This window comes from Oryzihumus sp. (assembly GCF_036391795.1).
Classification (GTDB): Bacteria; Actinomycetota; Actinomycetes; order Actinomycetales; family Dermatophilaceae; genus Oryzihumus.
Genome location: NZ_DASVZH010000250.1, coordinates 1 through 11,841, shown reverse-complemented (window position 1 = coordinate 11,841; position 11,841 = coordinate 1). Strand labels below are relative to the sequence as shown.

At 71.3% G+C, this 11,841-nt stretch carries 5 protein-coding genes and 2 pseudogenes; 6 read left to right on the top strand and 1 reads right to left on the bottom strand.

The genetic code is table 11. The annotated features are described in order from the left end of the window. Positions 1 to 131: 131 nt before the first annotated feature. Entirely contained in the window at positions 132 to 6,257 is a 6,126-nt protein-coding gene (locus VF825_RS15445) for a chitobiase/beta-hexosaminidase C-terminal domain-containing protein (RefSeq protein WP_331114898.1), read from the bottom strand. A gap of 529 nt (positions 6,258 to 6,786) precedes the next feature. Between VF825_RS15445 and VF825_RS15440 the strand changes: the two genes are divergently transcribed. From VF825_RS15440 to murJ, 6 genes and pseudogenes are all read left to right on the top strand, one after another. Continuing rightward, positions 6,787 to 7,872, top strand: coding sequence for a Gfo/Idh/MocA family oxidoreductase (locus VF825_RS15440; RefSeq protein ID WP_331114896.1), 1,086 nt, complete (start codon positions 6,787 to 6,789; stop codon positions 7,870 to 7,872). Beyond that, on the top strand, positions 7,869 to 9,008 hold the full coding sequence (locus tag VF825_RS15435) for a DegT/DnrJ/EryC1/StrS family aminotransferase (RefSeq protein WP_331114893.1): 1,140 nt from the start codon (positions 7,869 to 7,871) through the stop codon (positions 9,006 to 9,008). The genes VF825_RS15440 and VF825_RS15435 overlap by 4 nt, the downstream gene beginning before the upstream one ends. After that, positions 9,005 to 9,364: pseudogene (locus VF825_RS20120) on the top strand (N-acetyltransferase); the annotation flags it as partial. The gene VF825_RS15435 and the pseudogene VF825_RS20120, both read left to right, overlap by 4 nt. An 87-nt stretch (positions 9,365 to 9,451) precedes the next feature. Next, positions 9,452 to 9,536, top strand: a pseudogene (locus VF825_RS20115) (N-acetyltransferase); the annotation flags it as partial. Positions 9,537 to 9,701: 165 nt separating this feature from the next. Beyond that, positions 9,702 to 10,424, top strand: coding sequence for a sugar transferase (locus VF825_RS15425; RefSeq protein ID WP_331114889.1), 723 nt, complete (start codon positions 9,702 to 9,704; stop codon positions 10,422 to 10,424). Beyond that, positions 10,421 to 11,841 (top strand): murein biosynthesis integral membrane protein MurJ (gene murJ / locus VF825_RS15420; RefSeq protein WP_331114887.1); only part of this gene is annotated, 1,421 nt, incomplete at its 3' end. The genes VF825_RS15425 and murJ, both read left to right, overlap by 4 nt.

Genomic DNA, 11,841 nt, shown 5'->3' with positions numbered 1-11,841 from the left:
GCGCCGGCCGTCGCGGGTCGGGTCGCCGCGAGGCGCCCCGCCGGTCCGAGGCGCCACCCCAGCACGCCGAGGGCGGCCGCCGCGACGAGGCCAACGGCCACGGCGCGGCGTCCGCCCCAGGTCACGTCACGTCACCCGAGGGTGAGGGCTGCGTCGTCGGCGTAGAAGGCCGTGGCTCCCTGCGGGACCTGGATCACGTAGGCGTTGAGGTCGAGCGCCGTGAGCCCGGGCCGCTGGACGGTCAGGGTCACCGTCACCTGCTGCCACGACGTGCTCAGGATCAGCGTCTTCGTCGCCGACCCGACCACGGTGCTGCTCTGCATCTCCCGCAGCCGCAGGTTCATCGTCGCCCCGGCGGTGGCCCCCTTGACCCACAGCGTCGCCGTGTAGGTGCCCGCCGACGTCTTGCCCACGGAGTTCGGGGAGTCGTCCAGGATGCAGGTCCGGGTGGTCGTGCTGGAGTTGGCCATCCTGGCCGACCAGCTCCCGGTGTGCCCGCCGGAGACCCGGGTCAACGCGCACCCGGAGCTGGCGACCCAGCCCTTGGTGTCCGTCTCGAAGCCGCTGTTCTTGACGAGGTTGGCCTTCGACACCACCTGGGTCGTGGCGCTGCCGGTCAGTCCGGCCGTGTCGCGTGCCGTGACGGTGAGCAGGAACGTGCCGCTCTTGGTGTAGGTGTGCGTCGCCGACGAGCCGCCCTGGGTCACCGAGGCGGTCCCGTCACCCCAGGCGAACGTGTACGACGAGATCGGCGTCGCGTCACCGTCCGTGGACCCCGAGGCGTTGGCGGTCACCGCGAACGGCGCGACCCCCGTCGTGGGCGACACGGTCAGGGCCGCCACCGGAGGAGCGTCCGCCGCCACCTGGATCGCCTGGCTCTTGGTCCCTTCGACGTTGCCCACGTTGTCCCACGCCCGGAACTTCACCGTCGCCGAGCTGGTGAGGGTGAACGCCGCCGTGTAGGTGGGGCTGGTCAGCGTCGGGTCGGTCCCGTCGGTCGTGTAGTGGATGCTCGCCACGCCCGACCCTCCCGTGTCGTCGGTGGCCGCCAGCTGGACGGTGACCGAGCTGAAGTACGCCGTGCTCCCGCAGGCCGCGCTGTTGCACGTGATCGTGGTCGTCGGCGCGGTCGAGTCCACCGTGACCACCGCGGTCTTGGTCGCCTCGACGTTGCCCGCGGTGTCCCACGAGCGGAACTTCAGCGTCGTCGTGGCACCCAGGCTCAGCGGTGCGGTGTAGGTCGGGCTCGACAGGGTCGGGTCCGACCCGTCGGTCGTGTAGTGGGTGCTCGACACCCCCACCCCGCCGGTGTCCGTGGCCGACAGGGCCACGGCGACCGGCGCGGCATACGGCGTGGTGGCACATGCCGCCCCGTTGCAGGTCGCGGAGGTGACCGGCGCGGTCGTGTCGACCTGGACAGCGAGCGTCCCTGTCGCCTCGACGTTCCCGGCCTTGTCCCACGATCTGTACTTCACCGTCGTCGACGACGTCAGCGACAGCGGCGCCGTGTAGAGCGGGCTGAGCAGCGTCGGGTCGGTGCCGTCGGTGGTGTAGTGCGTGCTCGAGACGCCGGAGCCGTTGACGTTGTCCGTGGCCGTGAGCGCCACCGAGACCGGCGGGGCGTACGGCGTGCTCGTGCAGGGCGCGTTGTTGCACGTCGCCGTGGTCGTCGGGGCCGTGGTGTCCGGCACCGGCGGGGCGGCGTGGCAGCCGTTGCTGCCGCTGTCGGTGAAGGTGCCCTCGTCCGGCAGGAACGACCAGTCGTAGGACCCGTTGTGCAGCGTCAGCTTGATCACGCCGTGCGTGGTCGCGTTGAGCGCCTCACTGTTGGCGCCGGGCGCACCCGGGGTGTCCAGGCCGGCGCCGCCAGTGCCGACGATGAACTCCCGGACGCCGTAGCTGAGGTCCTGCTTGCCGGTGGCGTCCTGCGGCGTGAACCGTTCGTACCAGTGCGAGTCGCCGTTGAGCACGACGTCCACACCACCGGAGTACAGGTCCTGCCAGATGGGCTGGAACGTCGGGTCCCCACCGGAGCCCGAGGCGGTCGAGGCCCACCGTGGGTTCTGGTAGTAGGCCAGCGTGCAGGAGCTGGAGTTGGCAGCCAGGTCCTGCTTGAGCCACTGCTCCTGGGCCGAGCCGGCGGCGCAGGTGGTGGCGTCGACCGGGCAGGGCGCGGTGTTCAGGGCGATGACGTGCCAGGTGCCCAGGTTGTAGCTGTAGTAGCCCTTGGCCGGGTCACCCGCGGCGCTGCCGAAGTACTGGTAGTACCCGGCGCCCGGGGTGCTCGGGCAGTCCGTCCCGCCGGAGGTCGCGTAGTCCTTGTCGCCAGGGACCGGGTGCGTGATGGACTTCTTCACGCCCCAGGTCGGGTCGTAGGACTGCGCGTAGGCCGCCGGGCCACCGCACTCGTACTGGTTGTCGCCGAGCGGCAGGACCGCGTCGACGCCGGTGAGCAGCTTGACCGTCTGCGAGGCACGGCAGTCGGTGTCGGTGCCCAAGCCGTCGTTGAACGCAGGCGCCGTGGGGTCGCAGGCGATGTCGCCGGCCGAGCCGACCACCGGGTCGGTGTTGGGCTGGACCAGCACCTGCTGGGTCTGCACCGCCTCGACGTTGCCGTCGTTGTCCACCGAGAAGAACTTGAACGTGGTGTTCGTGTTGATGGTGAACGCCCTGGTGAACACCGGGCTCGCCGTGGTCGGCGTGGAGCCGTCGGTGGTGTAGTAGGTCGCCTGGACGCCGGTGCCGCCGGGGTCCTTGGCGGTCAGGCTGACCGTCGTGGAGCCGTTGTAGGTGGTGGAGGCGCAGGGCGATCCGTCACACAGGACCGAGGAGATCGGCGCCTGCGTGTCCGGGCCGTTCAGCACCGAGGAGACCGTCTGCACCTGGGTGCGGACCGGGGCACCGCCCGGCTGGCCGGCGTTCTTCAGCCAGTCCAGGAAGGCATTGAGCGTGTCGAGCTCGATCGGGCCCCAGTCGCTCATGCAGCTCGTGTAGTTGTCCGGGTCGTAGGCCTGGGAGCAGATCTGGTGGAAGTCGTAGACGATCCACCCGCCACCGTGGCTCGCGGCGCCGGTCACCGCGGACTGCAGGTGCTGCAGCGTCAGCGGCGGCACGTTGGAGGGGTTGCCCGTCGGCGGGTCGTAGACCGTCCGGGTCGCCCACAGGTCCTTCGGCGGCAGCGACTCGGCATACACCGGGCCGGCGCCGTCGCCTGAGACATCGATGCCGCCTGCAGTCCGGCCGGTGGAGTAGCCGCAGCTCTGGACGACCGACTCGTCGGTCGCGTCGTAGGCGGCGAAGGGGTAGGCGAAGCTGGTCGGGTAGAACCCGTGGTTGATGAGGTTCTGCCGGTCGTCACAGACCTCGTGCACGATCGTGTTGTAGTCGGTCGTCGTCTTGAGGTTGACGTGGTCGAGGGTGTGGCCGCCGATCTCGTTGCCCGCGTTGTTCACCGCGTGCAGCTGGTCCCAGGTCATGTGGCTGGGGTCGACGTCGTTGAGCCCGCTGACGTCGTAGAACGTCCCACGGAGCCCATGCGGTTGCAGCGCGCGCTTCACACCCAGCGTGTACTGGTTCACCACGCCGTCGTCGAAGGTCAGCGACACGACGGTCAGGGGAGGCAGGACCTGGATGTCCTGTGACTGCACCGCTTCGGCATTGCCCGCCAGGTCGGTGGAGAAGAACTTCACCGTGTATGTCGCGGGCGTGCTCAGCGTGAACGGTCCGGCGTAGACCGCGCTCGCCGTGGTCGGGGTCGACCCGTCGGTGGTGTAGTACGTCTTGTCCACGCCCCAGCCGCTGCCGTCGCCCGCGGTCAGGGTCACCGTTGCCGAGCCGTTGTAGCCGGTAGTCGTGCACGGGGCGTTGTTGCAGGTGATAGTCGTCGTCGGCGGGGTGGTGTCGGCCGGCAGGTTCGCCGTGACGAGCTGGCTCTGCACCGCCTCGACGTTGCCCGCGTGGTCCCACGAGCGGAACTTGACCGTCGTCGTCGCGGTGATCGGGAAGGCCGCGGTGTAGGTCGGGCTGGACGGGGTCGGGTCCGAGCCGTCGGTCGTGTAGTGCGTGCTGGCGATGGCTGAGCCGACGTCCGTGCCGGGCAGGGTCACCCAGACGGTGCTGGTGTAGGTGTCCGTGGTGCAGGCCGAGCCGTTGCAGGCCATCGTGGTCACCGGGGGCAGCTTGTCGGCGCTGATCGCAGCGTCACGCACGGTGGTCACCGCCGCACCGGCCGGGGCGCCACCGCTCTGGCCGGCGTTGCCCATCCAGTCCAGGAAGGCGTTGAGGTCGGCCAGCTCGATCCAGCCAGCCGACGCGGTGCACGCGGTGTAGTTGGCCGCGTCCAGGGTCTGGTCGCAGACCCGGCCGATGACGACCTGGGACCAGCCGCCGCCCTTGGAGGCGGCACCGGTCACCAGGGCCTGGAGGTTGGCCAGGGTCACCTGCCCGGTCGGCGCCCACGCGCGGGTGGCGTACCAGTTGGCCGGCGGCAGGGTCTCGGCATAGGTCGGGCCGCTCGGCGAGAGCGAGCCGGCGCTGCGCGCGTTGCCGTAGCCGCAGGTCTTGACGATGCCCTGGATGGTGCTGTTGTTGGCGCCACCGGGATAGGCGAAGGCGACCGGGTCGAGGCCGTGCTTGATGAGCGCGGTGCGGTCGTCGCAGACCTGGGCGGTGGGGTTGGGGTCAGTGGTGAGGTTGGTGGAGCTCACGGACTTGCCGCCGATGTCCTGGCCGTCCCCGGCCAGGGTGCCCAGCTGCGCCCAGCTCATGATGTTGGCCGAGACGCCGACCGTCCCGGAGTTGACGAAGAACGTCGCCTTCGCGCCGTGCGGCTGCAGGGCCTTGGTCCAGCCGAGGGTGTACTGGCTGACCGTGCCGTTGTCGAAGGTCAGCGAGACCTTCGTGCTCACCGGGACCACCTGGACGGACTGGGTCTGCACCGCCTCGGCGTTGCCGGCCTTGTCGGTGGAGAAGAACTTCACCGCGTACGTCGCGGGGGTGGTCAGCTGGAACGGGGCCGAGTAGACGCTGCTCGACGTCGTCGGGGTGGACCCGTCGGTCGTGTAGTACGTCTTGTCCACGCCCGAGCCCCCGGTGTCGGTGGCGGACAGGCTGATGGTGACCGACCCGACGTACGGGTTGCTGCCACACGCGGCGCCGTTGCAGGCGATCGTCGTCGTGGGCGCGGCCGAGTCGGTGGGCGCCTGGATCACCTGCGTCTGGGTCGCCTCGATGTTGCCGGCGTAGTCCCAGGAGCGGAACTTCACGGTCGTGGAGGTGCTGGAACCGTTGACGTTGAACGGTCCTGTCCACGTCGGGCTGGACAGCGTGGGGTCGGAGCCGTCGGTGGTGTAGTGCGTGCTGGAGATGCTCGAGCCCACGTCGGTCGGGGTGAACGAGACGCTCACCACGCCGGTGTAGGGCGTGCTGCTGCACGGTGCGCCGTTGCAGCTGATCGTCGTCGTGGGAGCCGCGGTGTCGGCCGAGCTGACGGCGCCGCGCACGGTGTCCAGGCCGACGCCGGCGGGCGCTCCCCCGGCCTGCCCGGCGGCGGCGACCCAGTCGAGGAACGCGTTGAGGTCGGCCAGCTCGATGTGACCGCTGGAGCCGCTGCAGCTGGTGTAGTTGGCCGAGTCGAGGGTCTGGTCGCACACACGGCCGATGACGATCTGGGTCCACCCACCGTTGTGCGAGGCCGCACCGGAGACGAGGGACTGCAGGTTCGCCAGCGTCACCGTCGAGGGCGCGTAGGCGCGGGTGGCGAACCAGTTCGCCGGGGGCAGCGTCTCGGCGTAGGTCGCCCCGGTGGCCGACAAGCCGCCGGCGGTCCGGGCGTTGCCGTAGCCGCAGCTCTTGACCACGGCCTGGACGGTCGCGTTGTTGGCGCCGCCGGGGTAGGCGAACGCCGCCGGGCTCAGCCCGTGGGAGATCAGGGCGGCCCGGTCATTGCAGACCTGGTTCGTCGGGTTGGGGTCGGTGGTCAGGTTGGTGGCGTTGACGGTCTTGCCCCCGATGTCCTGCCCGTCGGCCGCCAGGGTGCCCAGCTGGGCCCAGCTCATGAAGCTGGCGCCGCCGCTGATGGTGCCCGAGTTGACGAAGAACGTCGCCTTGGCGCCGTGCGGCTGGAGCGCCTTGGCGTAGCCCAGCGTGTACTGGCTGATCGAGCCGTTGTCGAAGGTCAGGGAGACCCGGGTCTGGGTGGCTGCGACGACCGGCGTTGCCGCGACCATCGTCATCCCGAGCGTGAGCGCACAGGGCACGACGACCCAGGGCATCCAGCGCCGCCGGCGCGTACTCAGCCAGCGCCACCGCGTCTGGCGCGTCTGCGCGTCGGACCTGATGACACGACCACCTCGGCTGCGAACCACCGGACCACCCCGCATCTCGACACGGCCCGCCATGAGCCGTCAGCGAGCCCTCCCCGACGACAGGGAGGGCCCTCGTCAGACACCGTAGGAAGAGAGGGCGGTCCTGCCCTCCGCCAATCGCTGGGCGCGGGCGCGTCAAATGGTGGAGAACTAGTCCCCTGCGCGTAGATGAACGAAAACGGCTCAGCGCCAACCGGATTCGCCAGTCCATCCAAAACCCGTAGGTGGCTGCACAGTGGGTTGCCGGACCATAACCTACAAAGCCAGTATGGATTCTAGAACATTTGATGCGCCTGCCGTATGAGTCTGATTCAGCCTCTTGCCCGATCCGGCATGAACCCCCGCGAACGAAGGTGGGTCCTGCGATCGGCCGCGCGCTGACGGTCTGGTCGCCCAAGAGGGGATCGACCGGGAGGTAGTGATGACGAGCAGCTGTGCACTGCGCGTGGGCGTGGTTGGTTGCGGTTACTGGGGATCCAAGCACGTCCGCGTCCTGCAGTCGCTGGACGACGTGAGCCAGGTCGTCCTGGTCGACGGGCGCACCGACCGGGTCAACGCCCTGGTGCGCGGCTTCCCCGGCGCGCGCGCCTTCGCAGACCTGCCCAGTGCTCTGCCCGAGGTCGACGCGGTCGTCATCGCGACACCCCCCACGACGCACACGCCCCTCGCCCTGGCAGCGATCGCGGCCGGCAAGCACGTGCTCGTCGAAAAGCCGTTGGCCACAACGGCATCCGACGCGCGACAGCTCGTGTGGGCCGCCCGGGAGGCCGGTGTGACCCTCATGGTGGGACACACCTTCGAGCACAACGCCGCGGTGGACAAGCTGCGCAGCCTCGTGCAGCAGCGCGAGCTGGGCGACGTCTACAACATCGACACGGCACGGCTCAACCTCGGCCTCTACCAGAGCGACGTCAACGTGATCTTCGACCTCGCGCCGCACGACATCTCGATCATCAACCGCGTGCTCGGCACGACCCCCGCGTACGTCCACGCCTGGGGCGCCTGCCACGCCAACAGCCGGCACGAGGACGTGGCCTACCTGCGCCTGTTCTACCCGGACCTCGCGGTCTCGGCGAACATCCACGTCAGCTGGCTCGACCCATGCAAGGTCCGCCGGGTGACCGTCGTCGGCAGCCGCAAGATGGCCGTCTACGACGACCTCGCCGTCGACGAGCGGATCCGGGTGTTCGACAAGGGCGTGACGCCACCGGTCGACGACCAGGACCTCACCCAGCCCCCGATGACCTACCGACACGGCGACATCACCGTGCCCCACCTCGACTTCGAGGAGCCGCTGATGGTCCAGGACCGGCGGTTCCTGGAGAGCATCCGCACCGGCGAGCGCCCGCTGACCAGCGGCGAGAACGGCCTCGCCGTCGTCGAGGTCCTCGAGGCCCTGCAGATCTCGATGCGCGAGGGTCGCCCGGTGCACCTGTCGGAGCTCGCCGAGCCCGGGACGCCCCCGCGACCCGTGGCCAGCAAGAGCTCCCTGGTCGGCTCGGCATGACGGCCACGGCCGGCCGGGCCACCTCCGTTCGGGTCCCCTTCGCGGACCTGCAGGCCCAGACGGCGGAGGTGCGGCCGGCGCTCGAGTCGGCCTGGCACGACCTGCTCGACAGCAGCCGCTTCGTCGGTGGGGCCACCGTGGAGAAGTTCGAGCACGAGTGGGCCGACTACTGCGGCACCAGGTTCGCGGTGTCCGTCGGCAACGGGACCGACTCCCTGACGCTGATCCTGCGGGGGCTCGGCATCGGGCCCGGTGACGAGGTGCTGGTGCCCACCAACACGTTCATCGCCACCGCGGAGGCCGTCGTCCTCGCCGGGGCCACCCCCCGGTTCGTCGACGTGCTGCCCGGCACGCTGCTGGTCGACCCGGCGCAGGTCGAGGCCGCCCTGACGCCGCGGACCGCCGCCGTGATCGCGGTGCACCTGTTCGGGCAGATGGCGGACATGACCGCGCTGGCCGCGGTTGCCGCACGTGCCGGTATCGCGCTGGTCGAGGACGCAGCGCAGGCGCACGGTGCGACGTGGCAGGGACGGCGCGCAGGGTCGTTCGGTGTCGCCGGCAGCTTCTCCTTCTACCCCGGCAAGAACCTCGGCGCCAACGGCGACGGCGGAGCCATCACCACTTCCGACGAGTGCCTGGCCGCCCGGCTGCGGTCGATGCGCGACCACGGCCGCTCCGAGACCGACCGTTACGTCCACGACCTCATCGGCACCAACAGCCGCCTCGACGCCATCCAGGCCGCGGTGCTGTCGGCCAAGCTGACGCGACTGGACGAGTGGACGGCGGCACGCCGACGCGCGATCGCCCGCTACCGCGACGAGCTGCCCGCCGCAGTGCAGCTGGTGGACGAGGCGCCGCAGGCGTTCGGGGTCCACCACCTGGCCGTGGTGCGCACCCCGCGCCGCACGGAGGTCATGGCCGCGCTCGCGACCGCCGGGGTCGAGACCGGTATCCACTACCCGGTCCCGTGCCACCTGCAGGAGCCCTACCGGGAGTTCGCGCGGGAGGCGCTGCCAGTGGCCGAGCAGGCGGCGCGCGAGATCCTCTCGCTGCCGATGTTCCCGCACCTCACCGCCGACCAGGTGTCCTTCGTCTGCGACGCCCTGCGCGCCAGCAGTGCGGTGGACGCGCGATGACGGCCCAGCTCGCCCCGGTCAGCGGTGACGGCATCGGCGCCAACTGCCGGGCCGAGCACGGCGTCGTCCTCGGCCACCCCGTCCATACCGGCCCGTGCGACCCGCTCGTGCTGGGGCCGGGCGCGTACCTGCGCAGCGGAACGGTCCTCTACGACGGGACCCGCATCGGCGCCGGCTTCGAGACCGGGCACCACGTCGTGGTCCGCGAGCGCTGCACCATCGGTGACCGTGTCTCCGTCTGGACCGGCACGGTGGTCGACTACAGCTGCCGCATCGGCGACGACGTCAAGATCCACACCAACTGCTACGTGGCGCAGTACACCGAGATCGGCGACGGCGCGTTCCTGGCGCCGGGTGTCAGCCTCGCCAACGACCTGTACCCCGGCCAGGACGCCTCCCGGGAGGTGATGTCCGGGCCGTGGATCGGTCCCGGCGCCCAGCTCGGGGTCAACGTCACGGTCCTGCCGTTCGTGCGCATCGGGGCCGGCGCGCTCATCGGCGCCGGGTCGGTCGTGACCCGGGACATCGATCCCGGTGTCGTGGCGTACGGCAACCCCGCCCTGCCGCGAGGTGAGGTCGCCCGCCTGCGCTCGGTCGGCGACCGGGTCGAGGCGCTGACGGGGTCCGCCAGCCGGTTCCGGCTCGCCCGCCCGACGCTGCACCCGCTGCCCGAGCCGACGTGACGGGCCCGCGGTGAAGCGCCCGGCCGGTCTGAGGAGGCCTGTCCTCGAAGCGGTCTCGCAGGACGAGGACCTGCTCGTCCTGCGACGCCCGCGGACCGGGCGCACGGCATACCGCTCCGCCAAGCGCTGCCTGGACGTGGCGGTGGCGGCGAGCGCGCTGGTCCTGCTCTCCCCCGTGCTCGGGGTGGCGGCGCTGCTGGTGCGGCGCAGCTCGCCCGGGCCGGTGCTGTTCCGCCAGACCCGCGTCGGGCTGGGCGGCCAGCCGTTCACGATGCTGAAGTTCCGCACCATGGTCGACGGGTGCAGCGACGAGCTGCACCGGGACTACGTGCAGCGGCTGCTGGACGCGGACCAGCCCGCACCCGAGCCGCCGGGCACGGTCTACAAGCTGGATAACGACCCCCGGCTCACCTCCGTGGGCCGGGTGCTGCGGCGCACCAGCATCGACGAGCTCCCGCAGCTGGTCAACGTCCTGCGCGGCGACATGTCCCTCGTCGGCCCGCGCCCGGTGCTTCCCTGGGAGGCCGCGCTGCTGGGCAAGGAGTACGGTCCGCGGTTCGACGTGCCCGCCGGCATGACCGGCCTCTGGCAGACCAGCGGGCGCAGCCGCCTGACGATGCGCCAGGCGCTGGACCTGGACCTGGAGTACGCCCGGCGCTGCGACCTGCTGCTGGACCTGGCGCTGCTGGCCCGGACGGTGCCCGCGCTGCTGCGCCCCGGGGACGCCGAATGAGACGCCCCGGTACCCAGACCAGCCCCGCGTGGGCCGAGGACGCGGCTGGCGACTCGGTCACCGTCGCCGGGTGGACCGTGGTCAGCCGGGTCACCGGGCTGGTCCGCATCGCCGCCATCGGCGCGGTGCTCGGCCCCACCGTGCTGGGCAACACCTTCCAGTTCACCAACTCGCTGCCGAACCTGCTCTACTACGGCCTGCTCGGCGGCTCCCTGTTCACCTCGCTGCTCGTGCCGGCACTGGTGCACCACGTCGACGGCCGGGACCGCGCCGCCGCGGAGCGGATCGCCGGAGGCTTCCTGGGCATCGCGATGACCGCCCTGCTCGTCGTCGTGCCGCTGGCGCTGCTGCTCGGCCCGGCGCTGCTGGCGGCGATGGCACCCCACGGCCCCGGCACGGCCGACGGCCAGGAGGGCGTGGCGCGGCTGCTGTTCCTCATGTTCGTCCCGCAGGTGTTCTGCTACGCCGTCGTCGGGACCGCGACCGCCACGATGAACGCCCACCGGCGCTTCGCCCTGGCCGCGGCGGCCCCGGCGATGGAGAACGTTGGCATCATCGTGGTCCTCGCGCTGACCGCCGCGCTGATGGGCCAGGCCCCGGCCCGGCTCGGCGCGGTGCCCGAGGGTGAGCTGCTGCTGCTCGGGCTGGGCACCACCGCGGCGGTCGCCGCGCACGCCGCCCTGCAGTGGTGGGGCGCCCGGCGGGCGGGGGTCACCCTCCGCCCCCGGGCCGGGTGGCGTGAGCCCGAGGTGCTCGCCGTCATCCGGCGGGCGCTGCCGTCCCTCGGCCAGGCCGGGGTTCTCGCGGTGCAGATGGTGGTGCTGCTCGCCGCGGCCAACCACGTGCGCGGCGGTGTCGTCGCCTTCCAGATGGCGCTCAGCTTCATCTACCTCGCGATCGCCATCGGGGTGACCCCGATGGCGGTCAGCTCGCTGCCCTGGCTGTCCCGGCTGTTCGTGCGCGAGCAGCCCGGCGAGTTCCGCGACATGTTCACCCGGTCGCTGTCCCTGTGCCTGTTCGTGGCGGTGCCGGCCGCGGTCGGGTCGATGCTCCTCGCGCCGCAGCTGTCCCGGGTCGTGGCCGTCGGGCGCATGGGCTCCGGGACGGGCGTCGCCGCCATCACGGCCTGCCTGGTCGCGCTGGCCACGTCGATCCTGGGCACGGCCGTCTTCCAGATGTGCAGCTACTCCTCCTACGCCCGCAAGGACACCCGGGCACCGCTGGTCGGTGCCGTGGTCCAGGTGCTCGTCTGCCTCGCCGGCACCGGCCTGTCGCTGGCCCTGCTCGACGGGCTGTCGCTGCTGGCCGGTCTGGGTGCGGCCTACTCGGCCGGTTCGGTGGCCGGGGCGCTCACGCTGTGGCTGCGCTTCCACCGGCATTCCCAGCCCGGCCGCGCCCGGCTGCTCCCCTCGCTGGC